The organism is Acinetobacter sp. FB (assembly GCF_056033405.1).
Window position 1 is genome coordinate 2,750,122 of sequence record NZ_CM148502.1, and the last position, 25,572, is coordinate 2,775,693.

At 37.3% G+C, this 25,572-nt stretch carries 26 protein-coding genes; 3 read left to right on the forward strand and 23 right to left on the reverse strand.

All coding sequences use genetic code 11. The annotated features are described in order from the left end of the window. Positions 1-186 precede the first annotated feature (186 nt). From AC0JIQ_RS13060 to rpe, 8 genes are all read right to left on the reverse strand, one after another. Entirely contained in the window at positions 187-672 is a 486-nt protein-coding gene (locus tag AC0JIQ_RS13060; RefSeq protein WP_287690686.1) for a methylated-DNA--[protein]-cysteine S-methyltransferase, read from the reverse strand. 18 nt (positions 673-690) lie between these two features. Beyond that, on the reverse strand, positions 691-1,008 hold the full coding sequence (locus AC0JIQ_RS13065; protein ID WP_474201906.1) for a DMT family transporter: 318 nt from the start codon (positions 1,006-1,008) through the stop codon (positions 691-693). Positions 1,009-1,181: 173 nt separating this feature from the next. Further along, a complete protein-coding gene (locus AC0JIQ_RS13070) occupies positions 1,182-1,727 on the reverse strand; it encodes a hypothetical protein (protein ID WP_474201907.1) in 546 nt (181 codons plus the stop codon). Between the two features lie 2 nt (positions 1,728-1,729). Beyond that, complete coding sequence (locus tag AC0JIQ_RS13075; protein WP_474201908.1) at positions 1,730-2,233, reverse strand: cobalt transporter; 504 nt, start codon at positions 2,231-2,233, stop codon at positions 1,730-1,732. Between the two features lie 82 nt (positions 2,234-2,315). After that, a complete protein-coding gene (locus tag AC0JIQ_RS13080) occupies positions 2,316-3,215 on the reverse strand; it encodes a copper resistance protein B (RefSeq protein ID WP_474201909.1) in 900 nt (299 codons plus the stop codon). Next, positions 3,202-4,959 carry a copper resistance system multicopper oxidase gene (locus AC0JIQ_RS13085; protein WP_474201910.1) on the reverse strand — a complete coding sequence of 586 codons (1,758 nt, stop codon included), beginning with the start codon at positions 4,957-4,959 and terminating at the stop codon, positions 3,202-3,204. Before AC0JIQ_RS13085 ends, AC0JIQ_RS13080 begins: the two co-directional genes overlap by 14 nt. Before the next feature lie 68 nt (positions 4,960-5,027). Beyond that, entirely contained in the window at positions 5,028-5,447 is a 420-nt protein-coding gene (locus AC0JIQ_RS13090; RefSeq protein ID WP_474201911.1) for a hypothetical protein, read from the reverse strand. A 365-nt stretch (positions 5,448-5,812) separates the two neighbouring features. Then, positions 5,813-6,499, reverse strand: a complete 687-nt coding sequence (gene rpe / locus AC0JIQ_RS13095; RefSeq protein ID WP_474201912.1) for a ribulose-phosphate 3-epimerase — start codon at positions 6,497-6,499, stop codon at positions 5,813-5,815. Between the two features lie 182 nt (positions 6,500-6,681). On the opposite strand from rpe, the gene AC0JIQ_RS13100 reads away from it, so the two are divergent. Then, the gene (locus AC0JIQ_RS13100; protein ID WP_474201913.1) at positions 6,682-6,957 is read left to right on the forward strand and encodes a DUF2218 domain-containing protein; all 276 of its coding nucleotides are present in this window, start codon (positions 6,682-6,684) and stop codon (positions 6,955-6,957) included. 198 nt (positions 6,958-7,155) lie between these two features. Here the strand turns inward: AC0JIQ_RS13100 and AC0JIQ_RS13105 are convergent, their stop codons facing one another. The 8 genes from AC0JIQ_RS13105 to AC0JIQ_RS13140 form a co-directional block, all read right to left on the reverse strand. Beyond that, complete coding sequence (locus tag AC0JIQ_RS13105; protein WP_474201914.1) at positions 7,156-7,359, reverse strand: hypothetical protein; 204 nt, start codon at positions 7,357-7,359, stop codon at positions 7,156-7,158. Positions 7,360-7,620: 261 nt separating this feature from the next. Continuing rightward, positions 7,621-8,460: an S-formylglutathione hydrolase gene (fghA, locus tag AC0JIQ_RS13110; RefSeq protein ID WP_474201915.1), complete on the reverse strand. Its 840-nt coding sequence runs from the start codon at positions 8,458-8,460 to the stop codon at positions 7,621-7,623. Beyond that, a complete protein-coding gene (locus AC0JIQ_RS13115) occupies positions 8,429-9,874 on the reverse strand; it encodes a C13 family peptidase (protein WP_004663809.1) in 1,446 nt (481 codons plus the stop codon). The genes fghA and AC0JIQ_RS13115 overlap by 32 nt, the downstream gene beginning before the upstream one ends. Before the next feature lie 202 nt (positions 9,875-10,076). After that, on the reverse strand, positions 10,077-10,886 hold the full coding sequence (locus AC0JIQ_RS13120) for a class I SAM-dependent methyltransferase (protein WP_474201916.1): 810 nt from the start codon (positions 10,884-10,886) through the stop codon (positions 10,077-10,079). Then, the gene (locus tag AC0JIQ_RS13125) at positions 10,886-11,707 is read right to left on the reverse strand and encodes an undecaprenyl-diphosphate phosphatase (RefSeq protein WP_288401164.1); all 822 of its coding nucleotides are present in this window, start codon (positions 11,705-11,707) and stop codon (positions 10,886-10,888) included. Before AC0JIQ_RS13125 ends, AC0JIQ_RS13120 begins: the two co-directional genes overlap by 1 nt. An 8-nt stretch (positions 11,708-11,715) precedes the next feature. Next, positions 11,716-12,414, reverse strand: a complete 699-nt coding sequence (gene tsaB, locus AC0JIQ_RS13130; protein ID WP_336937595.1) for a tRNA (adenosine(37)-N6)-threonylcarbamoyltransferase complex dimerization subunit type 1 TsaB — start codon at positions 12,412-12,414, stop codon at positions 11,716-11,718. Between the two features lie 143 nt (positions 12,415-12,557). Further along, the gene (locus AC0JIQ_RS13135) at positions 12,558-13,085 is read right to left on the reverse strand and encodes a gamma carbonic anhydrase family protein (protein ID WP_474203268.1); all 528 of its coding nucleotides are present in this window, start codon (positions 13,083-13,085) and stop codon (positions 12,558-12,560) included. A 36-nt stretch (positions 13,086-13,121) separates the two neighbouring features. Further along, a complete protein-coding gene (locus tag AC0JIQ_RS13140) occupies positions 13,122-13,736 on the reverse strand; it encodes a CoA pyrophosphatase (RefSeq protein WP_005218190.1) in 615 nt (204 codons plus the stop codon). A gap of 120 nt (positions 13,737-13,856) precedes the next feature. On the opposite strand from AC0JIQ_RS13140, the gene AC0JIQ_RS13145 reads away from it, so the two are divergent. Then, on the forward strand, positions 13,857-14,405 hold the full coding sequence (locus AC0JIQ_RS13145) for an NUDIX hydrolase (RefSeq protein ID WP_474201917.1): 549 nt from the start codon (positions 13,857-13,859) through the stop codon (positions 14,403-14,405). A 40-nt stretch (positions 14,406-14,445) separates the two neighbouring features. Here AC0JIQ_RS13145 and filF read toward each other — a convergent pair whose 3' ends face one another. From filF to filA, 6 genes are all read right to left on the reverse strand, one after another. After that, entirely contained in the window at positions 14,446-16,404 is a 1,959-nt protein-coding gene (gene filF / locus AC0JIQ_RS13150; RefSeq protein WP_474201918.1) for a putative pilus system protein FilF, read from the reverse strand. Between the two features lie 23 nt (positions 16,405-16,427). Further along, complete coding sequence (gene filE / locus AC0JIQ_RS13155; RefSeq protein WP_474201919.1) at positions 16,428-17,654, reverse strand: putative pilus assembly protein FilE; 1,227 nt, start codon at positions 17,652-17,654, stop codon at positions 16,428-16,430. After that, positions 17,654-19,318 (reverse strand): putative pilus system OmpP1/FadL family transporter FilD, encoded by a 1,665-nt coding sequence (filD, locus tag AC0JIQ_RS13160; RefSeq protein ID WP_241306449.1) that lies wholly within the window; start codon positions 19,316-19,318, stop codon positions 17,654-17,656. The genes filE and filD overlap by 1 nt, the downstream gene beginning before the upstream one ends. Positions 19,319-19,330: 12 nt before the next feature. Further along, a complete protein-coding gene (gene filC / locus AC0JIQ_RS13165) occupies positions 19,331-20,455 on the reverse strand; it encodes a putative pilus system protein FilC (RefSeq protein ID WP_474201920.1) in 1,125 nt (374 codons plus the stop codon). Between the two features lie 44 nt (positions 20,456-20,499). Further along, positions 20,500-21,333 carry a putative pilus system C39 family peptidase FilB gene (gene filB / locus AC0JIQ_RS13170; RefSeq protein ID WP_241306427.1) on the reverse strand — a complete coding sequence of 278 codons (834 nt, stop codon included), beginning with the start codon at positions 21,331-21,333 and terminating at the stop codon, positions 20,500-20,502. Between the two features lie 287 nt (positions 21,334-21,620). Beyond that, on the reverse strand, positions 21,621-22,598 hold the full coding sequence (gene filA, locus AC0JIQ_RS13175) for a putative pilus system protein FilA (protein ID WP_474201921.1): 978 nt from the start codon (positions 22,596-22,598) through the stop codon (positions 21,621-21,623). Positions 22,599-23,117: 519 nt separating this feature from the next. On the opposite strand from filA, the gene AC0JIQ_RS13180 reads away from it, so the two are divergent. Further along, positions 23,118-24,467 carry a chorismate-binding protein gene (locus AC0JIQ_RS13180; protein WP_474201922.1) on the forward strand — a complete coding sequence of 450 codons (1,350 nt, stop codon included), beginning with the start codon at positions 23,118-23,120 and terminating at the stop codon, positions 24,465-24,467. A 13-nt stretch (positions 24,468-24,480) separates the two neighbouring features. On the opposite strand, the gene hisC is transcribed toward AC0JIQ_RS13180, so the two are convergent. Then, a complete protein-coding gene (gene hisC / locus AC0JIQ_RS13185; RefSeq protein ID WP_474201923.1) occupies positions 24,481-25,566 on the reverse strand; it encodes a histidinol-phosphate transaminase in 1,086 nt (361 codons plus the stop codon). Positions 25,567-25,572 lie beyond the last annotated feature (6 nt).

Genomic DNA, 25,572 nt, shown 5'->3' on the forward strand with positions numbered 1-25,572 from the left:
AAGATTGACTATCGTGATAGGCGGCATGGATGTCGCCAGTTTGGCTATGGTATCAAGGATGTACCATCAGCCAAACAAAAGATTTTTGTTACTTTTCATCTTTGAAAAGTAAAAGAATGCCTACGCAAAATACATCCAATCCCTTACTAATTTATGAGGTCATGCAGAGTTTGAAATTAAAATTATTTAAGCTTTACTTTGCTCTAAACTGAGTAAAATCTGCTTCTTATCCAAACCACCAGCAAAACCAACCAAAGCCCCACTCGAACCAATCACCCGATGACACGGCGCAATAATCGAAATCGGATTCTTACCATTGGCAGCCCCAACGGCGCGTACCGCTTTTTCGTTGCCAATCTGAATAGCTATTTCCTTATAACTACGTGTTTCGCCATATGGAATAGTTAATAAAGTCTGCCAAACCTGTTGTTGAAAATCTGTTCCTTTAAAATCTAAAGGTAAATCAAATTGCTGACGTTGCCCTGCAAAATACTGTTCTAATTGTTTTTTTACTCGAAGTAACATCGGATGTTGATGATCTTCTATCAGTTCAGCAAGTCGAACTCGTTTATGATCTTCATTGTCCCACATCACGGCGACCAATGCATGATCATGAGCAACCAGTTTTAATGCACCCACAGGAGAATCCATGTACATATACACCAGTTGCATTACGCTCTCCTTAAACCATTAATTTGATGACAGTTTCATCAATATTAAGCCAGATACAATTAATATTGCAGCAATCATTCGCATCGCAGTCATTGGTTCATTTAAAACCATGATGCCAACAATAAATGATCCTATCGCACCAATTCCCGTCCAAACCGTATAAGCTGTACCCAAAGGCAACGATCGCATTGCAATTGACAATAATACAACACTTAAAATCATAAAAATGATGGTCACGATACTTGGCGTTAGTTTGGTGAAACCCTCAGACATCTTCATTGAATATGCCCAAATAATTTCAAAAATACCCGCCAAAATTAAAATTGCCCATGCCATTTTTTACACTCAACCTTAACAAGAGTTGGGTCGTCCCAACGTGATGCTTTTGAAGTGAGGTCGTCCTCTTAGGAAAAGCAGTGTACTGTAAAATTTCGAGATTATGTGAAAGGTTATGTATGGATTCCAGTGCAGTATTTTAAAAATTAAATCGCTTTATCTAAGATTAAGATTTACTGCCATGAAATCTGATCGACCTGCATTAGCTCACATGCCCCGTTTCCTGTATCTTCACGGGATAAAGAACTTTTCCAATGCCAGCCATCTTTTGTCTGTATTTCGATTAAAGAACCCTTTAAATAGACTAAATCATCTTTTTTAATTTTTTTCATTTGAGATGCGACATAAGCATTGGCAGGAACCAGATGCATATTGGCACTATGCGTTGCGATTTCTCTCAAAGAAATAGGCGGTTGATGATCTATGCGCCAGTGATACCAACGATTACTTTGTGATACATCAATTTGTTTATAGATCTGCGGATTTGCCATATCTCCCCAGCCAACAGCAATATCCATTGGTGAAAATTCAGCTTCACGCCCTAAATTGTAGTCTTCTCTAGAAAGCACACGAAATGCGCCTTCATAACGCTCCAATGTATTAATCTGTACGCCTTGTTGAGTGGTCATTTGACTAATATTTGGCGCTGGTTTTAATACCTGTGTCCAAACCAACCATGCGATAGCCAATCCTAGTACGCCATACATCCATCTTGGCATGCTTAATTATCCTTCTTTCTCTGTAAGCATTTTATCCATTGCTTAAAATGATTTAAGCATGAAATTAAAAAATGACTTAAAGCACTTAAATAACTATCCTGTGACTCATTTTTATGCTCCTGTAAAGTTACAGTGCTTGTATTCAAAGTATTCATTTCTAAAGGTTCATAATGTGACAAAGTTTGTTGTAACTCTGCTCCCAAGCTCAAGCGAATTAGAGCAATTGTCACCTCATCAATTCCACAATGATGATATAAAGTTAGATGACGTGTGTCTAAATCAATACTATGTTCAACTAAGATTTCTGCAAAAGGCAATAATGCTTTTCGAATACGTTGTACTTCCACCAAACTACTCATGTGTGGAATATAATAAAAACTGACTTTCATACTGCCATCGCGTGGAACAGCGTCAAATTGAGTTATGAAATTTTGTGTTTTTTCTCTCCGACTTAGAGATTCATTTGCTTTATCAGTTATTAAATTGTCTTGTTGTTCTAAAGCCATTTATGCACCATGAATGACTCAAAAAAGATACTGCTAGTATAAACCAACAGTATCTCAGGATAGTGACCTTTTAGACAAAGGATCAGAACTTTAACGTAAGTCCCAAACCATATAGCCAACCTTTTTTACTGTCTGTAGCCGATTGCAATTCGGTTTGTTTCAAACCTTTATTGTATGCATAAGCGACATCAATAAATGGCATTATTTTTTTACTGATTTCATAACGCGTTTGCAGGCCTATCTGAAGTTTAGATAATCCAGATTTATTTGCATAACTTGACTCATCATTGAATATTACATCTGCATTCAAATAAGGTTGAGCAATCAACTTTTGCGTAAATAATACATCCCGTGTTGTTTCTAAACTCAATTGCCAACGTTGATTTTGGCCTGCATAAATATAAGCTTCGGTTTCAAAGAAATACGGTGCTAGACCATGTAAACCTAATACCGTGTCCCATTGATTTTGAGCATGCTTTTGTTCAGGCTGATATTGATAACGAACACCTGTTTGTACATCCCAAAAGTCAGCAACATTGCGGCTGTATAACAGCTTTGTTTCGGTTTGAGTTTTTTCCGATTCTGCTTTTTCAACATGCGCTTTGATGAATATTTTATTTTCATCACTTCCCACCCATGTTTTTAGTTCAGTACTAGCACTACCTCGACCATCGTCATCAACGATCCATGCATTTTTAATCGCCGTGGCTTGATAAATTTGTCCACCATGTTCACGATGATGATCATGTGTATCATGTTGAATATCAGATGGTACTTGCTTTAATTCAGGTTGATGTTCTGAATGATCAATAGAAGATGATGTCTCCATCAATATATTCTGTTGTACCGACTGATCCATTTTCATCATTTGATCATGACCCTCATGCGCAGATGCAAATGCACTCAAAGAAGAAATCATGCCACCCATTGCCAATAATTGCGTATAGCGTTTCATCGTAGAAGCTTGCTTAGTGATGTGCATGGCTCGCTCCTCGAGATGATTGAACAGATGTTTGTTGTAGTGCTTTTGAATCATCAACATTTGCGACAATCAATTTACTCATCATACCCGCACTCATGTGGTACAAAAGATGACAATGAATCGCCCATTCGCCTAGCTCATCAGCAGTAAGTAGAGCTGTAACAGTTTTGCCCGGTGGCACGATCACTGTATGTTTATTTGGCATATCCTGTGGTGCCTGACCATTTTCCAGCTGCATAAACATGCCATGTAAATGCATTGGATGCGCCATCATACTTTCATTCACAAATTTGAGACGGATACGCTCGCCATAACGCACGGTTAAAGGTTTGAAGTCAGGATCACTAAATTTCTTACCATCAATCGTCCAAATATAACGCTCCATGGTTCCACCTAAACGAATCACCAATTCTCGCTCTGCTGGGCGACTATAACGCTCAGGTTGTGGCTGAAAGGATTGCAAATCGGCATAACTTAAAGCTTTTTGGCCTGCTGGCATTGCTGTATTAGCCCATCCCTGAACGGTATCTGGAGTTGCTTTTTCAGAAAATACCGCCATCTGGTGTTGGTTATGATCTGACGGCGTTACTGAAGCTGACATATCCATCTGACCATGTGTACTATGGTCCATACTTGACATGTTCATCTGACCATGCGAACCATGATCCATGCCCATATCTTCCATCGTCAATAATGCACGTGGACGCGCTTTAGGGATTTGAATCTTTTGCGTATTCGGTGACATGCTATTTTGCAGTGAACCAATTGCAAAACCAGAACGGTCGATTGATTCAGCTTCAATTTGATAATGTGCCTGCTTAGGTTCCACTAACACATCATAAGTTTCTGCTGTGCCAATACGAAACTCATCCACAGGAACGGGTTTCACTGGCTGACCATCGGCACTAACCACAGTCATTTTTAAGTTTGGAATACGTACATCAAAAAAAGACATCGCTGAAGCATTAATAAATCGCAAACGAATCTTTTCATCGGTGTTAAAAATAGCAGTCCAATTTTGTTGTGGTGTTTGCCCATTCACCAAGAAGGTGTAACCAGTGACATCAGATAAATCAGTTTTAAGCATCCTCATCTGATTCCACATCGAACGATCTTTCCAAGTTGCTTTTAAACCATCTTGTTTCATCTGCTTCCAGACATCACCCACTGTTTCACGTTGGTTTTGATAATACTCAGCCGACTTCTTCAAATTTGCCATGATCTTGTCACTTTCTGTTTCATGGAAATCAGACAACATCACCACATAATCACGCTCAGCTTTCTCATGTGCCGCGACAGGTTGTTTGCCTTTCGGATAAATTACCAAAGGGCCATATAGGCCATCTTGTTCCTGTCCTTTACTATGCGCGTGATACCAATAAGTTCCGTTTTGACGAACTTTAAAACGATACTCAAAACTGCCATTCGGCTTAATACTTTTAAAGCCATTAAAACCAGGCACACCGTCCATCAATCCTGGCAAAAGTAATCCATGCCAATGTAATGACGTATCTTGATCTTTGAGTTGATTATGCACATGAATGACCGCTTCATCCCCTTCTTCAAACTCTAATAACGGTGCAATAAATTTGCCATTTACCGTAATACGTTTGACAGGTTTTCCAGTGACATTGACCATTCCTTGATTAATGTTCAGATGATATTCTTTTATTGCAGCCAAACTATAAGGCGCAAAAATTAAGCTTAAGCCAGCAATGACACCAGCATATATTTTTGAGGACATGATATTTTCCTAATCTGTGAACTATTTTTAAATCGCTCGTTGAAGCGAAAAAGAGCTTCTAAGACAGATTAGGTTTTAGGTGGACGTAAAATTTCTTGCCAATGACCTGCAAGATGACGAGCTTGATACGCTGTATTTTTATATGTGTTTAGCTCAAAAAAAGGTGAAACAGACAGGCTTGGAATTTGTTGATCGAGTGCAAAATTAATCGTTTGGCAATGTGAAATATTATTACAACCAGGGCAATGTTGCTGATCTTGTATTTGCCCATCATGGCATTTAACCACATTGGTTACATCATGCGACATATCCATTTGATGATGCGGACGTGTCATCTGTTGATCATGACATGGTATCACTTGCGCTGTAGGCGTCTTTTGATCAAGTTGAGTCTTTTGGACTGCTGCAATAGACGCACCGCTCCCCCCGATAAAAAATATCATCAGGAATACAAACCATAGATGCTTGTATTTTTTATGAAGCTGCACTAAATATCCTTGGATCAATCATCAAATGAATGCGATTTACTTAGCATAATTTCTTTCTATCTTATGCACAATCTACTTTATGTTCAACTTATGCTAATTTCATGCATTTAAGCAACAGGATTGCAGATTTATCAAGCAAAAAGAATAAAATACGTTATGAACAAAAATAAAGCAAAATAAAGGACTTGACGCACAAAAAAAGGACAAAAATTTGTCCTTTTTTGATATTTTTGTTGAGAATATAAACAACTGAAATCATTTTGTTTATTTTAACAACATCTTATCCACTTGCTTATCAACACGGTTATCCACTCAGTTATAAACAAAGTTATCCACAACCTTATGTGAAAAATAGTATGAAAACACTAAATTTCTTTTGCACCAACTTGAGCTAATTCTGCACGCATTTGATCAATTACCGTTGTATAGTCAGGTTGACCAAAAATTGCAGAACCTGCTACAAACATATCCGCACCCGCTTCAGCAATTTCACGAATATTTGCTGGACCGACGCCACCATCAACCTCTAATCGAATATCAAGACCGCTGGCATCAATGATTTTGCGTGCTTGGCGAAGTTTCTCCAATGTCATTGGAATAAATTTTTGCCCACCAAAACCAGGGTTCACACTCATCAATAAAATTTGATCTACTTTATCGAGAATATAATCAAGATAATGTAAAGGGGTTGCTGGATTGAAAACTAAACCGGCTTTAGCACCACCTGACTTGATCAGTTGTAAAGAACGATCAATATGATCCGTAGCTTCTGGATGGAAAGTAATAATATCTGCACCTGCCTCCAAAAAATCACCAATCATACGATCAACAGGTGAAACCATCAGATGCACATCAATTGGTGCCGTAATACCATAATTTTTCAATGCCTTACAAATACCTGCACCAAAAGTTAAGTTTGGTACATAATGGTTATCCATGACATCAAAATGCACAACGTCTGCACCTGCAGCTAAAACCTTTTCTACATCTTCACCTAAACGTGCAAAATCAGCAGATAAAATCGAAGGAGCAATTAAATAAGGCTTGGACATGAATGACCTGGCAAACTTTGAAAAATGATAATTGAATTATAACAAATTCATCGGCTTTAGGCTGTTACAAAGATACGATTACGACATTGCAAACTTGCAACAACACGTTGCATGAATACTGTTTTTAACTGCATATGATTTTGCTATTTTTTAATGGTGAAATCAGAATTTGAAGTTAAAAAATGAATAGTACGGCACAAATTACAACTCACGAAGGTAAACGTATCAGTAAACGTTTACTGAATCACTGGAAGCACAAATTTGAAGTATCGGAGACTGAACTGTATTCAAAAATTTTTATGCCGACTGCAACGGTGACACTGACACCACAAGAACAGCATTTAGACGTATTGATTGAGAATCAGCAAGAAGATGTTACTCGTCTAGAACAAGTGGTTATTGATCATTTAAATCGTATGGCACAGCAAGAGTTTATTGTTGAATGGCAGCATCATTAAAAAAGAAGCTCAATCGAGCTTCTTTTTTGAACCTGCAACTTTTTCTAGTTGCATGGCATGGAACTGTAAGTGGTCATTCTTAGCAAAAAACTATCTAATTTTTCGAAAATGATTGAGGTCATATATTTATTAATAAGCCATAACGTTAAAGTTAAGGCGGCACACTGAAGTATCCATTTAAAACGACTGTTAACCACTTTAATCTGCAAAGTTGTACTCTGCACTTTGCACCATCCCTTTTTCAAGTGTTACACGACATCCCCACCGCCCTAAGGTCTTTGACTCTACCATAAAGATCACGCCTGACTCTTGGCGAGGAAGATTAAGACCATGCTCCTTGGCGAAAGCACTCAATGCTACAACTGACATGCCAGAAGTAATTTCACTACAGGTTTGACGCATACGACTCTCAGCACTGCCAAAGGAATACGAACAATAAGAGATGCTACCAACAATAAGGAGACCAGTTATCAGATTTGCTACTTTACTGACTTTGCTCACAAACTTTCCTTAGTGACTAAGATTGAGGCTAAGCCCCTAGACAGTTATATGGCATAACTACCATAAGAATTTAAAAAGATACTGCACAATTTTTCTTCTCATTTCGTGGCATTACTCTATCTAACAATTTAACCCACATATCAAATAGACTACAAAATAGTTTTAATGCTTTTCTAACTGAATCGCATGAAATTGCAGATGATCATCAATAAAACTTTGAATAAAGTAATACCCATGATCATAGCCCTTGTGCTGGCGTAAAGTTAAATGCTGCCCTGCTTCTAGACAAGCTTGCTTAAACTTTTCAGGATTTAATTGAGCATAAAACTGATCTTCTAGACCTTGATCAATTAAAATTTCCTCAAAGGTTCCACCCTTTTGCTGAACTAAAGTGGTTGCATCATGCGCTAACCATTGCTGTTGATCTGCACCTAAATATTGGCTAAATGCCTTTTCACCCCACGGACAAATACTTGGCGCGCAAATCGGAGCAAAAGCTGAAACCGATTTAAATTGCTCTGGGTATTTAAACGCCAAAGTTAATGCACCATGTCCACCCATTGAATGTCCAAAAATTCCAATCTGACTTTCAATAATCGGAAATGCTTGTAAAACATGTGCATAAAGTTCATCAACCAAATAAGACTCCATTTGGTAATGTTCAGCCCAAGGTTGTTGAATAGCATTGATATAAAAGCCTGCACCCTGACCAATATCCCAATGATCGCCCTGCGCAACTCCCTCTCCACGCGGAGAGGTATCAGGGCTAATTAGAATCAAACTCAGTCGAGCAGCCATGCGCTGTGCATGTGCTTTAATCGCAAAGGTGTCTTCAGTGCAAGTTAAACCCGCAAGATAAAATAATGCTGAACAAGGCTTTCCTTCTAAAGCAGCAGGAGGTAAATACACTCCAACTTTGGTTAGACCTTTAAGATGCTGTGATTCCAGTTGATAAATACGCTGTTCACCCTCAAAACAACGATTTTTTTGCAGTAGCTGCATGTTGATTATCCTGTGTTTTTGTAATGTCTGTTGTTGTGATATTTTGCGTTGGGAATAAATATGGCTCAAGTTGTGGCAACATCAATTCCATGTTACGACCAATGGCCCATTGCGGCTCAGATGGTTCAAATCCTTGAGCTGTTTCCCACTGTGTCACAGTTTGTTTAGACTGATCAAATGCTTTTTTCATTGAGGATTGTTCACGCATCGCCAAATCGAAGAAAGCACGACCAAAATAAGTGTAATCCGCTTCATTATTACAACCAAAAGAGGTTTTATCTGCGGCTGAAGCAGTAATAATTAAAGTTTCAGGCGACTGTAACGCTGGAATAAAACTTCCTGAATAACAAGCTGAAATTACAATCACTCGCCAACGAATCCCTGATTTATCAAGCGTTTCACGTAGCCATTTCGGATCGACTTGCCCTAATTCTAATGGTGCATTTTCGATTTCAAAATGATTACGCTCACCATGGGACGTCATATAAAGAAATAATACATCGCTATCACGGTTCATCTGCTGACCAATCCGACGCAACGCTAACTCAATACTGGTTTTAGATGCAATTGGAACATCTAGACGTGTCGCAGGATTATTAATCAACATAATGGAACGTCCAAACGTTCCAAAACGGGTATCAAATTGCTCTCTAATGCGCTCAATTTCAGATTTGAAAACATCAGCGTAGCTATCCCCAGCTACGCCCATAAAATACCAATGGCTTTTCGCAATATCACCATATTGGATTTGATCTAAAGCTTTGTCCAACACATGACTTTGCGCATAAAAAGCATCTTCAGCAAAACTTGGTGGTGTCTCTTCAACTTTCCAAATCGGTTGATCTTTTACCGAGAGTTGCCAAACCACCATTGTTGCAATAGTCGCAATAAAAACTAAAGCACGCTCCCACCACGGCCAATTTAATGCCCGTGAAAATACCCAAATCACAGCCAAACTTTGCCAAACAAATAGCCCAACAAATAATGGTGGTAAGAAACCATTATAGATTGTATCCGGAATGAAATTTAGATAGCCATTTGAACCTAAATATTGGATCAAGCACTGTAATAATAAGATATTGGTATCAAGCACTAACCATAATAATGCAGGTACAAGCATTAAGCGGGCTTGGTTCATACGTTGCGAAAGGAAAATCCCCACAATTAAGGCAATAAAAGGCCACAGTGCGTAGCCAATCAAACCTTGAGGGTTGAACTCACCAATTTGCCCTGCCACCAACCAGCTATAAAGTGAGTTGGTACAACCACCTAAAATACCCCAAATAATGAGTTGAGTAATTGATGGATGAACAATCTGTAAGGAACGTCGAGACCCAAGGAACAACCACATTCCAGCAATTTGGTTACTTTTAAAATCATGCCAGATATTAATGGAGGGTTTGAGGTCGATCATAAAGTTCTTCGGGTATTTCTCTTTTCAAGCTTAGATTGAGAATATGTCTATCTTTTATAAAATGAATATGACTTTTCCTAAAAGGAACAATGTCTTTCCTTCATTTAAGCTCGACAAGAATTTTTTATCAATCATGCTTTTGCACTATATCACAAATCTTTACCGAGCATTCACCTAAGCTAAACAATCACTTGGATAAAAGTTAAGTTGAACTTTTGGGAAAATATGCATCAAAACGACAAGCATCACCTAACCATTGATGATCTGGAGCTTGATCAGCCAAATAAACTGCATGTCGAGGTCGTTTTACAATAACGCGCTTAGCGATTTTACTGGCAAGATGCAGTAATTCATCACCTAAATCCATTTCACCATCTTCAGGTAATAACATATGCAATAATTGCATTTGCTTTTTGACCTGTGCCTGTTTCTTTTGTGCTTGGTGGTTTTGATCTCGCTGTGGGAACATCGGATCTAAATAAACGACATCGACTTGTTCATCTCGCGGCTTTAATCCATGTAAATAATCAGTTGAATCAGCATAAATGAGTTGAATCCGTGGCATAACAGATTGCAAAAAAGGATCTCGTTCTGCTTGGGCTTTGGTATATTCTAATAATACAAATAGGATGGGATGACGTTCAATTAAACGCACATCAGCACCCAAGTATGCCATCAATAAACTATCATGACCTAAGCCAGCCGTTGCATCAATTAAGCTAGGTTTTTCACCTAATTGACATGCTCTTGCAATCATTTCGGATTTCAGACTGGCTCGTTTTAAACGAGGAATCTCAGCACGCCAATCCGGTTGCATTTTCATCCCATTCGCAGCCAGACTGAGTCCATCCTCATCTAAAACCAAAGCCATTTCTGGATTCAGACGAAGGAAACGCGCATTCACTTTTTCAACGATTTGACCTTTTAGTTCGACATCCAAACTCGCTAAACGGGTTTGAAGTTGTTGAAATTGCTCCGCGTACTCCGTCTGATACCAACAGATCATCTGCATTACCAATGCACCCAACCTGTCCACCATGTCGCCAAAATAAATAAACCAAAGACTATACGGTAGTAAGCAAAAGCGGTGAAATCATGCTTAGAGACATAACGAATTAATGCACGAATCACAATTAAAGCTGAAACAAAAGCAACAATAATTCCAACTGCTAAAATAGCCATATCATTACTATGTAATTCATGACGCATTTTATACATATCCAGTAAGCCTGCCCCCATCAATACAGGAATACCGAGGAAGAATGAAAATTCAGCCGCTGCCTTACGTGAAATACCTAAGAATAATGAACCAATAATGGTTGAACCAGAACGTGAAGTCCCTGGAATTAACGCAAAACATTGAATCAAACCAATCAGCGTTGCCTGCTTGAATGTCAAATCCTCGACTTCAGGACTTATAATTTTATGCTGGCGGCGTTCAGCCCATAAAATAATGAAACCACCGACAATGAGCGCGATTGCAACCGTAACTGCATTAAACAAATAAGCCTTTACCACATCACCAAAGGTCAATCCAATAATCACAATTGGAATAGAAGCAATAATTAAATTCAGGCTTAAACGGCGACCTTGTTCTTGACCTGTGAATGCTCCGATTAATGCGCCCCACAGCTTGCCCCAATATTCATAGATTACCGCTGCAATTGCACCGATTTGTACTGCAACAGCAAACATTTCTCGCTTTTCAAGCGTCCAGAAATCTAGCAACTGCCCTGCTAGAATCAAGTGCCCTGTACTTGAGATCGGTAGAAATTCAGTAATCCCTTCCACCAAACCCATAATTGCTGCTTTAAATAGCAATAAAAGATCCATAATTAACCTTAATTCGCTTTACTTTGTTCTGGAATTTTTTTCCATGCATCATCACGTAAATACACAGGGAGTGCATGTTCAGCATCAACCCATTTTTTTTGTACAGCATAAATTCGCGCAATGGTTGCGATATCCTGCGCAGTTGCTCGAATTTCTGTTGCAGACGTTTTTAGAATGGAAGCCTCTTGCAAGTCTATTTGACTTGGCTTAATCAATTCTGAACCTGAGCCAATCGCCGTAAATTTACGATATGCGGTCGCTTGTTCATAATTTAATAATTTTTCTTCATCGACAGCATGCATAATCCCATCTTCATCTAGACTAAAATTAGCAATATAAACTTCTTGCATACGCGCATCTAAAACAGCTGTAACCTGCTGTAATCCTGTCAAACGATATGCAGCTTGCGCCAACGCTTGCAAGCTTGATACCGGAATAACAGGCAAATCTTGTGACCATGCCAGAGCTTGAGCAACCGCAGCATTAATACGTACACCACTAAATGAACCTGGCCCACGACTAAACGCAATTGCAGCTAAATCAGCCAATTGAGTTTGGGTCTGTAATAGCGCCTGTTCAGTTAATGGCAATATGGTTTGCGTTTGTGCTTTTGGTCGCTCATCTAATTGAAAATAGAGTTCTTGAACATCATCAATTAATGAAACTGAACAATGCTCATTTGCAGTTTCCAATGCAAGCAACTTCATGCAAAAACCTTAGCTTTAAAGAGATAAAAAACGTCGTGTATCATACCCCACTCAAGCGCCCTAAGCGAGTTATTGGCTTTTTATAGATACAAAAAAGCCAAGGATATACTTGGCTCAATTCAGATGCAGATGACTTAAAATTATTAAAAATTAAACTCTTCCAATACTAAGAAATTCTTATAATGTTCAGCATAATGTAAAGCACTCAAGCGTAACCGTGCAGCACCTTGCTCATCTAAAGTCTTAATCACTTTTCCTGGCGCGCCCATAACAACAGAATTATCAGGGATAACTTTACCCTCTGAAATCAATGCGTTTGCACCAATAATACAATTTTTACCAATCACAGCATTATTTAAAACTACAGCATTGATACCAATTAAAGAATTATCTCCAATCGTACAGCCATGCAACATTGCTTGATGACCGACTGTCACATAATCCCCAATATTCAGTTCAATACCTGCATCAGTATGTAAAACTGCATTCTCTTGAATATTCGAGAAATTTCCAATCCGAATTTTACAGTTATCAGCTCGTACAACTGCACCAAACCAAATACTGACTTGGCGACCTAACTCAGCTTGACCAATCACCGTTGCATTCGGTGCAATCCAGCCATCCCAAGGTTCATGTAATGCTTTAGGGCTCAATCCTTGATATGTGTACATCATGACAAAATACTACTCTATTTTAATAAGACGTGATTAGAATTTAGATAATCCAAAATGAGGAGGATTAACTAAAAAAGGCCATTTTTTTTGATGTCCTAGTCCATACTGAAATAATGATACTAACATTCGAGCGGTTAAGCCCCATACGATCTCATTTTCAACCTGCATACTCGGAAAATAAATTGATTGTCGAGCTAAACGCACTTCATAAGGTAAAGGTGGTGCATCAATTAGCTGCTGTAATGGTGCAAAAAAAATACGATCTATCTCTGTAGGTTGGGCAATTAGATCTACTTCTGCTGGAATTAATCCTACAATCGGTTTCACAGATAAACCACTACGCGCACGCTGTATCGGTAAATCACCTAACAGTTTGACATCGAACGGATTAAGTGCTGTTTCTTCTTGTGCTTCACGTAAAGCAACTACAATATTGCTAGTATCACTCGGATCACGCTTTCCTCCCGGAAAAGACACCTCACCTGCATGTTGAGATAAATGGATTGAACGACGTGTGAGTAAGACCTTAGGTTGCTGTTCTTGTGTAATTGCAATTAAAACCGCTGCATCAGCTTGTTGGATTCGTTTGGAAAAACGCAACCGTTGTTGTAAAAGCTGTATTAACGATGGTTCTTCCATATGACTCATCTCTTTTTCTCGTTTTCCTTACAAATTATCATAACTGAAATCTCAATCACAATCATAGATCATGATGCGAAGTGATCAAAATTCAGTTATGCTGAGTTATCTCTATAGCTGATGATAATTATGAGCTTTTGCGTTGCATGTGGACATCAAACTGAAGCAAAAATCCCGCTAGGTGATCATAAAACACGGCTCGTCTGTACACACTGTGGCAACATCCACTATGAAAATCCGAAAGTTATTTGCGGTGCATTAGCCATTTGGGATAATAAAGTTTTATTGTGTCGACGTGCCATCGAACCACGTTATGGGCTATGGACACTTCCTGCTGGGTACATGGAATTATTTGAAACCATGGAACAAGGTGCTGCTCGTGAAACACGAGAAGAAGCTGAAGCTGAAGTTGAAATCGAACAATTATATTGTATGTACAATATTCCACGTATTGGACAAATTTATGTTCTATTTAAAGCACAATTGAAAGATGGTGTTTTTGGAGCTGGAGAAGAAAGTCTCGAATGCCGTTTATTTGAAGAACATGATATCCCTTGGTCGGAACTCGCATTTCCGAGTGTAGAACAAACTTTAAAACATTATTTTGCAGATCGTAAACTAGGATTATTTCCTTCTCATTTAGAAACATTAGGTACACGTTTAGATCATACAGGTTAAATAAAAAGACCGCTTATCGCGGTCTTTTTATTATAAGCTTTTAAGATTTGATTCTAATTGCCTTACAAGCATCAATTTTTTGATCTGCAATTTTAATACTTACAGTACCAGAATAACGTTTTGCTAATTCGCGATCTTCTGTCGTTGGTGCAATATAATTATTTCGTTCTGTATCTTTTAATTTATCATACAACTCATTGTAAATTAATTGATATCCAGCATAAGTATTAGACCATGTTACAGAATCATTTGTAAAATTACTTAAATTGATTCCAGTTGGTTGACCTGCTAATAAATTATGAATGTTAACTTTTGCGCCTGTGCCCGTACTTAAATTTAATCCAAACATTGCACCATCAGCATTTCCAAATTTTGGATTAGAAAGAATCATACGAACAGTTATAGACTTATCATCAGCTGCAAATAATGTTCCACCTGTCGTGCCAATACGATATTGAACCTGATCATTGCTGTCAGTAATAGTTCCATCTGTATTTATCGTTTTAACTGTACCACAAACACCACTCAAATCTGTTGTAGTTGAATTATTCTTAATGTCTGTACGAATATCTCCATTTTCATCAATTACAATCCCAATGTCTACAGCAGGAATACTCTTCTCTTTAAACTTAAAAGTTAATGTTGCATATAATGGAAAAACATATGAATCTTTAGATTTAACATTTTTCTCAGTTCTAAAAATATCTTTGTTTAAATAACTAACAGGATTAACTTTAACAATATCAAGTACACCTTTATAGTTTTCATTTGTAATTGACTGTTGCCATGCCCCTAAATAACTTGTGTTAACAGGATCAGTATCCTTAATTTTAGTTAATTGTCTATAAATAGATTCAGTACCGGCTATAGTATTGCCATTAATAATCTTACCTTTGGTGATAAGAAGGTCGTTTGTAGAGCTTGAATTAAGACTAAAACGAAGAGGCTGACTACTGTTAATTGTTCTTTCTATAGGATTCAGCCAACCTGTTTGTGCATTTAACTGCATTTTAACTGGTTTTACTTTGGTCGATAAAATATAAGGAGCTAATACCAAACCATTTACAATAGTCGCAGGACCTTTGAATTGTTGCCCATACCCAAGTGTATAACCTTGACGGTCAGTTAATAATAGGAAATTCCCCATAGAATGTAAAAGATTACTTTGCTTCGCATCTGTACATAATGTGTACGTATCTTTATTACAACCAAAAAAACCATCTGGTCTAGTTGTAGTGCCAGTACCACTAGGTTTAGCAACTGGTAAATCAGCCTGCCAAACCCCTGAGTTAGATAAATTCAAAAGCTGCTTCAATAAAATTAAGGCTTGATCTTCAGAAAGGTTATCAACATTCAACCATGGTTTTAATATATCAATATACTCGTTATTTTTAAATTCTTGCACGCCCACATCTTTTGAAATAATAGCCAACTTATCTTTTTTATCTTTAGTTAAGGTGGTTGGTTGAATATCACCAAGAATATTGTCTTCTCTTTCGATTCCTAAACCTTGAAAGATATTAATTAAAGCTAATGCAACACGAATTGTTTCATCGTTAATATTAAGGGATGTTGCTGGTGTTCCAGTTAAAGCTGTTGCTAAATCAATTAAACGGATTCTTGGTGGAGTTGCCATTTTTAATTTAGAAATGTCATCTAGTTTGATGGTTCCTAAATTAATTTTACGAGGACTTTCACCCTGTATATAGAATGTTACATCATCACCTAATTTACATGCTCCACTAGCAATATTTCCATCTATTTTTGTAGCGAAATGATTTACTTTATCTGTACTACAATCAAAATTTAATCCTGCAATAGGATAATCTACAACAAATGGCAAACAATCAGATGCAGAAACATCACAACTCGTACTTTGCGTAACACCAGTAACACCAGTATTTGGATTTTCATTAATATTTGTTTTTTCGCCACCACAACCATTCAATAAAACTGCAATTGTTGATAATGCAAATGGTAATAATATTTTCCTTTTCATACTACATATATCCTAAATTCTTGTTACTGTAAGACAGAAATACGAACCTGTCCTTGATTAGAAAGTTCTTCTTCGGAAACATCTACTGCTGAGGCTAAAGGGGTTAGCATCATATAATATGCATTAGATGGAACTTTGAGTGTTCCTTGCAGTGAGGAGTGTTGAAATAATGTTGATGTAGTCTTTGCGTTTTTAAACCCACTCACCCCTTCTTGGATACAGCCTTTTTCATTTAGAAAAATAACCAATGGCCAATAGTAATTCGGTTTTTCATTGGTTGCTGCATAAGACTCAATTTGCATAAATTGAATCGAGTTATCTAATTTAACTAATTCATATTCAAATTTCTCTTTTAATGGCTTTCTTGGCCATAGACCAACTTCTTTTTGAGCTGTTAAAGTTTTAATAGATTTAGAATATCCATCTACAAAACAACGATCTTTTTCAAAAGCTAACGCCAACTCATCAGCAGATAGTCTAATATAACTCATTGATAAACTGATAGGTACGTTGGATTGTTGTGCTTTATTTATAAATTTATCTAGCACTGATCGGCTTACACCTTTTTTTCTTTCAATCGTTTCTAATCTACCCGTACCATCAGGCATTGAATAAAACCGTTTCTTACCTTCTAAGTTGAATTCTTGATCTTCTAAATATTCACTATTTACATATTCAACCCCGTCAACTTTTGAAAAAGCCTGTTGTTCTACTTGATTTACACTACTATCTTCAGATTTCTGTTTTATATCTGCGGTAGAAACTTTGGGATATTTTGATATCTGTATACTATTCGAAATAGGAGCCTGTTGTTCTTTTTGAATGTTTACCTGAATAGACTCATTTTTTTTTGATTCATTTGATTGAGTAGTTTTAGTAATTGACTCTATATTATTTTTTGATGGTGATTGAACTACCACATCATTCTGATTAATGCTAATTTTTTGACTGGTAACCGGTGCAGAATTAGAATGAGTTTCTATTTTTACTATGTTCGGTTCTTTTTCTGAACTTGATTGCTTAATCTCAGACGAATTGCCTGATGATTTGCTTTTCTCCTCAAGCTCAGGTTTTTTTATAGGTATAGGTATAGATGTATCTTTAGATATTCTTTTAGGAACAATCATTGGACGGCCATCTGGACCAATGATTGTATAAAAACCATCTGCATATAAATTTGATCCACTTGCTATCGCTACGAATAAACTTAACATAGCAAATTTAGATCGATTCATCATTTTCTTTTGCATTACCATCTTGTTCTATAATTAATACCAAGTAAGGTGACTTTAGTATTTGTTTTAACGTTTAAACCAGCATAAGGATTCAATAAAATATTATCAACACCTGTTTTATTAGAGAGGCTACTTGTATTTGCTGGAATATCATCACGACTACGTAAGAAACCTAAAGATAAATCAAGGTCTGTATCTTGATCAAATCGATAACCAATTCCTAAGCCAAATAATTGTGCGTTATTGATTGGAACCATAGTGTTGCGCTTATCATCAGGAATTGAGCTCGTTCTTGGTTCATATCCCATACGCAATTTTAAACGGTCCGTAGCTGAATATTCAAAACCAATTCCCCAACGCCAGGAAGACTGGAATTTCAAAGGTAAAGCTAAGGATCTATCAGTAACATCAGCTGACAAAAGTTTTGCAACTTTTAATAAAGAAATTTGTCGATCAAATTCAAATTTAAATTTATCCCATGCTGAGAAGTCCGTCCAACCAAGATCAAAATTCATTTGTAAATCTGGAAAAATTTTATATTTAATCCCTGCCTTGAAATGCTGAGGATATTTAAAATCCATAGCAACTAAACCAGATTCAACATTTGGCACATAGCCAGGCAGACCTAAAATTGCAGCTAAAATTTGACCTGTTGCAGACGAATTTAACCCAGCAACGAGTTGTTGGGGTGCAGTTGCATTATTAATTAAATACTTACCACGTAAGCGCATTTTGGCTTCACTTTGGTAGACCATACCAAAACTAAAATCATCAGTAGGTTCCCAAAGTACACCTAAATTATAACTTGGACTAAGTGATTGCTCTAAGGAAACATCTAGTGATCCCATTTTGTTAAATGGATTCATACCTTCTTTTGCATTACACATACCAAAAAGCAATAAGTCTGTGATGATATCACCATTGTCTTTGAAAGGGCCACAAACCACTTCATCAACCATGCGTAAAACACCGATCATTTCATTTGGAAAGCGTAAATCTGTCTTCATCGCAATCGCTTGATAAGACATCCCGAAAGACGCACCAATTGATAAATGATCATTGACTTGATAACCAAATGAAGGAGACAAATAAGTAATACGCTCTAGAGCAACTTGTTGTCCCATATAATTACTTGGATTACCATCTTCTGCACCAAAACCTGCAACCAATGGAGCATATACAGCAGTCGCATAAGTGACCTTTGAGCCAGGCGGTTTATAAGCGATACCAGCAGTCGGAGCAGCTAACGGCGAGTTTGGGCCTAAGTCTACGATTTTCTTAAGAATTGGCACATAAATACTCGCGTATTCAACATCACCGTGCACACTATCTTTAAAATCTGTACAAATATTTGAGTCAACTTCAGGTCCATCATTACAAACTAACGGATCATCTGAATAACCAAAAACGTTATAACCAGCTGGTGCTGAATAATCCCGTTTAATCGCAAAATTAGCTAAAATCCCTTGTACATCAGTTTGTAAACCATCAATTTTCGCAAGTGCAGCTGGATTAAAATGTACTGCACTAATGCCTGGTGGATCAGCGGTAACAGCATTACCTAACGAAAGAGAACGTAAATCAACGGATAAATCTTGCCCTAGTTGAGCATTGGTAATATTCGATAGTCCAGCAACCAAAATTGAAATCGCTAAAGGACATAATTTAGGATATTTCACCATTACATCTCCTTAGCGTATTTTTTTACCAAAGCCTATGATATCTAACGGGAATGATAGACCTAAAGAAACATCTGGCGCATCTTCAGTTAAACCAATACCGACTGTTCCATTTACGATAGTTTCAGGCGAGACTCTTACGCCAAGTGCAAATGACAACATTGCACTACTTTGATCAGCTGATTGATAGCTTTCACCATCTTTAAAATAGAATTTAGAGCCCGTGTTAAAACTCTGTTGATAAGACATCGTTAACGAGACGTCATAGTTAAATGAGTAAGCGAAGCCGAATGAAAATCCACCACTTAAACCAGGATCAAAACTTTCTAAAGTACGAGATCCTCGTAATTGGTTCAATCCTGTTTCTTTTAAGCCATAGTTTGCTGAAACTGAACTAAATAATACAACTGGGTCAATATACTTACGCGTACTTGCACCAATCCCAGCAGAATAATATCCTTTACCCGTTGATAATTCATCAATACCAATTTCATAAGGACTATCACCCGTTTTAGTCGATAAATTACCAAATAAGACTAAAGGTAAACGACCTTGTTTTAGCGGGAATGGCTCCCAACGAGCACCAAAAGAAACATCACCTAGACCTGCAGCTGTCTTATCCTGTAAAAGATCTTTTTTAGCCATTAATGGAATAGATGCAGAAAGCGTTACATTATCTAAGAAACCATATTGAACAGTGAAAGTATTCGTTAAAGTATGGTTAGCATCTTCTTCAACACGCAAACGAGCTAAAGTACTTGTGCTATCACTGGTTGCTAAATCAATACGACTATCTCGATAATACGTATAATCAATATCATAGTAAGATGAAAAAACACCTTTTTTAATTAAGGAGTATTGACGTTCATTAGATGTAAATACTTCTTGCAGATTTGTTTCTTTAGTTGCATCGCCTTCTTGTTTTTGTAATGCATTCGCCGCCTGATTCGCACTACTCTCTGTAGATGGCGCTGCTTCATTCGTCTTTGTAGCTACCGCTTCTGTACTACTAGAGGCGCTATCAACTTTAACCTGCTCAGCTTGATTAACTAAAGGTTGGTCTTCGGCATAAATTACTGAAGTGATTGTGCTTAAACTTAATGCCAGCACACTCATGTTCATCCATTGATTATTCATTATGACGTCCTACTTATGCATTTAATTTGATGAAATTTTGGTGATTATTTACGCTTATAGTACATCCGCATATAAGTCGTGATTGGCTTATTGTAGTTATCAGATTTTGGATCCGAATCTAATACACGACGCATGGTTGATGCCTTATCAGCAATCCGCTCAAGTTTTTGATTTGGGAATTGAATTTCGGCTAAAGCATATCGATTTATTGTGGCATCATCCACATGCCTCATATCAGCATCCTGCAACGCCAATAGATTCTTACGATATTGTTCAGGAACATCAACAATAAATAATGTATTATTATCCCAAATCTGTTTAAAGCGAGATTCATCAAAACTAATATTGCCAAGTGATGGATCTGCTACATATACTCGTCCATCTTTATATGCTTTATATACAACAAAGTGCTTAAAACCTGCATAAGTAATTGGGACGATTGCTGGTTGTTGAAGAGCAGTGAGATCTGAAAATTCTCCCCGATAACCACCACTGTTTAAGCCTAAAGCTGATACAAACCGTTTCATATCTAAAAGTGAAAAGCTTCTGCGCTCAATAATTCGCTGATATTCACCATATTGTAATAGTCCTGTCATCGTCTGTTGCTCTGTTAGCTTCAGACCTCCGTAACCATTGAGTAGAGTCGTTAGGGCAGCAGAGCCACAACTATAATCATAAGCTTGACGGACAATCCCACGAAATTGATCAGCGACTGCAGGTTTAATAGTCACTGCTTCTCTGTGGTTTTTCGTAAATGAAGAATTTCGGGAATCCAAAGTTTCTGTGTAATACACAGTCCCCTCTGGCTTTTTTTCTATTTCGAAGGCTTGCGTTGTAAAGTAATACATCAATGCAGAGCCTAGAGCAATCTCTAACATAAGTCTCTTTTCTTAACAGCGGCATTACTTGCCTTATTCATTTTATTTTTAGCGTCCATGACACTACATCCCTGTTTGTTGAAGATACCTTTTTTTATAAAAAAAAACAGCATTTTTTTAGTTTTTTTTGACGAAATGTAGCAAAATTTAATATTCAGTAAACTTATAGAACAAATTCGTGATTATTGTTGCATTTCGATCAAAAATCCAAAAAATAAAATTAAGTATTAAAACTTTATCTCAATAAAAAAAGCGCATCATGTGCGCTTTTTTTATTACACTAAAACTTAGTGACCAGAAATTGTGATACGAGTACCAGCAACATCACCTGCACCTACGTTATAGTAAGTTTGCATACCTTGAACTTCGATATCACCGATTGAACCAGCAGCAGCACTACCCAACTTCACGCTTTGAACATATACGTCAGTTTTAGGAGTAGATGATCCTGAACCTGTAATAACTTGTAGGAAACCGTTACCTGTAGTTGCTGAAGCGCCATATACACTTACTTTAGCATTTACAGTTAAATCAGTACCATTTGCATCAGCAACTTTGATGCTTCCAATGCGGATTTCACCAGCTGGACGGCTTGCAGCAGTAGAAGCTGTTGAGTTATCCAAAATACCGAGGTTTGTAATCTCTAAACCACCTTGCATAGTTGTATTCAACATAATCATTGCGCCTTGTGGAGCAGCACCAAGTTGAATATTTGCATTAGTTACGCCAGTTTTTAAAGTTAAACCAGATAAGATTGCATTGTAGTTAGAAGCAGTATCACCACGACGGATACTAGTTGTACCTGCAGTACCCGAAGCAGAAACACCAATTTCACCGATGTTAATTGTCAAACCTGAAACTTGTGCAGCAACGTTTAAGAATGCTGAATTAGCGCCACCAACACCAGCATCAGTATCGATTGAGATATCAGCTAAGTTGTGTGAAGGTAGAAGAGAAGTAGCATTTGGAGAAATTACGATACCGTTAGTCGCTGTAGCGCCTGTACCATTTGCCTTGATTACGATTGCACCAGCAGTACCAGTACCACCAAAACCTGCAGTACCAGCAGTACCAGCAGCAGCCAAACCATCGTTATCGTGAATTAAAACTTTTTCGATTTCAATTTTTGAAATACCGATACCTAAGTTGATACCGTCTTGACCTGTTGCAGCGCTTAGTGCAGCATCATCCATTGACTGCATAGCCATTGCATTCGCGCTAATCGCCATTGAAGAAACTAAAGCTAGTTTAGTAAACATTTTCATTGAGCACTCTCCCAAGAGCATTTATTTTTTGACTTTCACTACTCTAAACTGTCCACGGTCGTTTTTTTCTTAATGACAACTTGAACTTCCAATCCTTGAGTAGTTCGTTTAGCAAGTACTAAATTACAGGTTTGTTATTTTATGTTCAACTACTGTTAATCGATTTTTATAAATAACCCGACAAACGGCATGATACTTTTTTCGTGCATCACTTTAACTTATATGCCCTAACATCTGGAAAGCACTATAATTTTTTAATTAGCATTTTTAGAAAATCATAGTGAAATATCCTATTTCGACCTTTTATCATCCGCCCAAATCACTGCAAAATGTAAACAATTGCGCTTTCTTAAATCAATTCATGAAAATTGCAACTTGCTTTGCAATTTTAGTAGATAGAATCACAATACATTTCACAAATATTTTTTAAGCTTCTATCTATAAGATAAATATCAGTAGAGTTTAGATGATTGTAGTACAATTATATTTTCCAAATGTATATGAATGTATTTTTGTTATATGTCTCATTTTCAGCAAAAACTTGACACGCAACTCACCTCTGCATTTGACCTTCTTATACAACTGAATGAACTAACTGGTTTAGTTTATTTATACGACAATCACACTCCAACAATTGGTTTTTTGCCTCAAGAATTCTTAGTATTAGAGCAGTCAGAACTAAAAAAATTTTATAAAACTCAATTTAATAAATATAAGAATGAACAAGCAACCTTACCTATTAGCGATTTTTTAAATTTTCAAGCGAATTCAGAAAGTTCAATGGAAACTAATTTTAGTGGTGGATATATTGGCTTTTTTAGTTATGACTACAGTGCAAATCAATTTATAAACATGGTTTCACGAAATCAACCCAGTTTTTTCTTAGGTCTATATTCGACTTTTTTAAAGTTTCAGGATGATGCTTGGTATTTTTATAGTAATGAAAATGAAGCTGAAAGTATCTATCAAAATGTCATAAATCTACTCAATCAACCAATCAATATTCAAAAGACACCATTCTCATTATTAGAAAAATGTTATCCGCGCTGGTCTAAGCAACAATACCTACATGCATTTAATCAAGTGCAGGAATATATTAAAGCTGGTGACTGCTACCAAATTAATTTAACTCAAGAGTTTATTGCAAAAACACAAGGTTCATTATTAGATCGAGCACAGGATTTATGGGCGCTCACCCATGCACCTTATGCTGCCTATCTCAAGATAGATGATTTTGAGCTACTCAGTTGTTCTCCAGAGTTATTCATCGAGTTTCAAACAAATCGAAAAATTAAAACGCGGCCAATTAAAGGTACAATGCCTCGTTTTGATGATGCTGAGCAAGACCAACAATCTAAAGATCAGCTAAGCCGCTCTGAAAAAGATCAGGCTGAAAATGTGATGATTGTTGATTTACTTCGTAATGATTTAAGTGTTTATGCAGAAACAGGATCTGTAAAAACTACAAAACTTTTCGAAATTGAAAGCTTCAACCAAGTTCATCATATGGTCAGTGAAATCACTGCAACCTTAAAAAAAGAAGTAAACCCCATGCAGATGTTATTGTCCGCCCTTCCGGGTGGTTCAATTACAGGGGCACCCAAAATTCGCGCTATGCAAATTATTGATGAATTAGAAGGTGCTCCACGTGGCGCATATTGTGGAAGTTTGGGTTATTTTAATTTTGATGGAACAGGTTGCTGGAATATCTTAATCCGTAGTATTCAAAAATATCAGGATCAATTATCGATGTGGGCAGGTGGCGGCATTACAGTTGCTTCTGATGCCGAAGCCGAGTACCAAGAGTGCTTTGATAAAATTTCTGCCATGCTTGATTTGCTCAATACATGGCAAAAATCTGAAAACTAAATTTTTATACAAATTATAAAATTTGAGTTTTAAGCGTATCCACCAAACGCTGGTTTTGTTCATCTGTACCAATCGTGATACGCAAGAATTGATTAATGCGCGGCTTATTGAAATAACGCACAATAACCCCCTGTTCACGCAATTGTTGAGACAACTGAGCAGCATCATGTTGCGGATGTGTAGCAAAGATAAAATTGGCTTTCGAAGGCAATACCTCAAAACCCAAGACAGTGAGATCAGTCACTAATTTTTCTCGACTCTCAATCACTTTGGCACATTGCACTTCAAAATAAGCTTGATCTTCAAATGAAGCCACCGCTGCGGCAATCGCAAAACGATCAATTGGGTAGGAATTAAAACTATTCTTCACTGCTTCAAGTGCAGCAATCAAATGCGCTTGTGCAATCGCAAAGCCAACACGTAAACCAGCTAATGAACGTGATTTAGATGTCGTTTGGCAAACGACTAAATTTTCGTAACGATTGACCAATTGCACTGCTGACTCAGCGCCAAAATCGACATAAGCTTCATCAATCACAACGACTCGATCAGGATTTGTTTTAAGTACTTGCTCAATCTGCGCTAATCCTAATGCAATGCTGGTTGGCGCATTCGGATTGGTAATGATGATACCGCCATTTTCCTGTGCATAATCACAAACATCTATTTCGAACTTGTCATTCAAAGGAATCTGCTTGGTTTGCGTTGCAAAAAACTGGCTATAAACAGGATAAAAACTATAGGTAATATCTGGGTAGAGAATTGGCTCTTTCTGAATAAAAAAAGCCTTAAAAATATGTGCTAAAACTTCATCCGAACCATTACCGACAAAGACTTGAGCAACATCAACATGCTGCTGTTTGGCAATTGCTTGCTTTAAAGCCGTCGCATCTGGATCTGGATACAAGCGCAAAGCATCAGCTTGGTGAGTTAAAACTGCTTGGACTGCTTCCACAACTTTAGGTGATGGTGGATATGGGTTTTCATTGGTATTAAGTTTTAGTAAGTTCTGAATCTTAGGCTGCTCACCTGGTACATATGGCTCAAGTTCACGAACTTCTGGACTCCAAAAACGCATTTGTTCAGTTGTAAACGTCATTGTTCT

Coding starts and splice junctions, on each gene's coding strand:
- filC (WP_474201920.1), bottom strand. CDS start 20,455: ATGAATAATCAATGGATGAACATGAGTGTGCTGGCATTAAGTTTAAGC.
- AC0JIQ_RS13070 (WP_474201907.1), bottom strand. CDS start 1,727: ATGCCAAGATGGATGTATGGCGTACTAGGATTGGCTATCGCATGGTTG.
- tsaB (WP_336937595.1), bottom strand. CDS start 12,414: ATGAAGTTGCTTGCATTGGAAACTGCAAATGAGCATTGTTCAGTTTCA.
- filF (WP_474201918.1), bottom strand. CDS start 16,404: ATGAAAAGGAAAATATTATTACCATTTGCATTATCAACAATTGCAGTT.
- AC0JIQ_RS13075 (WP_474201908.1), bottom strand. CDS start 2,233: ATGGCTTTAGAACAACAAGACAATTTAATAACTGATAAAGCAAATGAA.
- AC0JIQ_RS13115 (WP_004663809.1), bottom strand. CDS start 9,874: ATGATCGACCTCAAACCCTCCATTAATATCTGGCATGATTTTAAAAGT.
- AC0JIQ_RS13145 (WP_474201917.1), top strand. CDS start 13,857: ATGAGCTTTTGCGTTGCATGTGGACATCAAACTGAAGCAAAAATCCCG.
- AC0JIQ_RS13065 (WP_474201906.1), bottom strand. CDS start 1,008: ATGGCATGGGCAATTTTAATTTTGGCGGGTATTTTTGAAATTATTTGG.
- AC0JIQ_RS13140 (WP_005218190.1), bottom strand. CDS start 13,736: ATGAGTCATATGGAAGAACCATCGTTAATACAGCTTTTACAACAACGG.
- rpe (WP_474201912.1), bottom strand. CDS start 6,499: ATGTCCAAGCCTTATTTAATTGCTCCTTCGATTTTATCTGCTGATTTT.
- filB (WP_241306427.1), bottom strand. CDS start 21,333: ATGTTAGAGATTGCTCTAGGCTCTGCATTGATGTATTACTTTACAACG.
- AC0JIQ_RS13080 (WP_474201909.1), bottom strand. CDS start 3,215: ATGCACATCACTAAGCAAGCTTCTACGATGAAACGCTATACGCAATTA.
- AC0JIQ_RS13125 (WP_288401164.1), bottom strand. CDS start 11,707: ATGGATCTTTTATTGCTATTTAAAGCAGCAATTATGGGTTTGGTGGAA.
- hisC (WP_474201923.1), bottom strand. CDS start 25,566: ATGACGTTTACAACTGAACAAATGCGTTTTTGGAGTCCAGAAGTTCGT.
- AC0JIQ_RS13060 (WP_287690686.1), bottom strand. CDS start 672: ATGCAACTGGTGTATATGTACATGGATTCTCCTGTGGGTGCATTAAAA.
- AC0JIQ_RS13180 (WP_474201922.1), top strand. CDS start 23,118: ATGTCTCATTTTCAGCAAAAACTTGACACGCAACTCACCTCTGCATTT.
- AC0JIQ_RS13085 (WP_474201910.1), bottom strand. CDS start 4,959: ATGTCCTCAAAAATATATGCTGGTGTCATTGCTGGCTTAAGCTTAATT.
- AC0JIQ_RS13100 (WP_474201913.1), top strand. CDS start 6,682: ATGAATAGTACGGCACAAATTACAACTCACGAAGGTAAACGTATCAGT.
- filE (WP_474201919.1), bottom strand. CDS start 17,654: ATGCAAAAGAAAATGATGAATCGATCTAAATTTGCTATGTTAAGTTTA.
- fghA (WP_474201915.1), bottom strand. CDS start 8,460: ATGCAGCTACTGCAAAAAAATCGTTGTTTTGAGGGTGAACAGCGTATT.
- filA (WP_474201921.1), bottom strand. CDS start 22,598: ATGAAAATGTTTACTAAACTAGCTTTAGTTTCTTCAATGGCGATTAGC.
- AC0JIQ_RS13105 (WP_474201914.1), bottom strand. CDS start 7,359: ATGCGTCAAACCTGTAGTGAAATTACTTCTGGCATGTCAGTTGTAGCA.
- AC0JIQ_RS13135 (WP_474203268.1), bottom strand. CDS start 13,085: ATGTACACATATCAAGGATTGAGCCCTAAAGCATTACATGAACCTTGG.
- AC0JIQ_RS13120 (WP_474201916.1), bottom strand. CDS start 10,886: ATGCAGATGATCTGTTGGTATCAGACGGAGTACGCGGAGCAATTTCAA.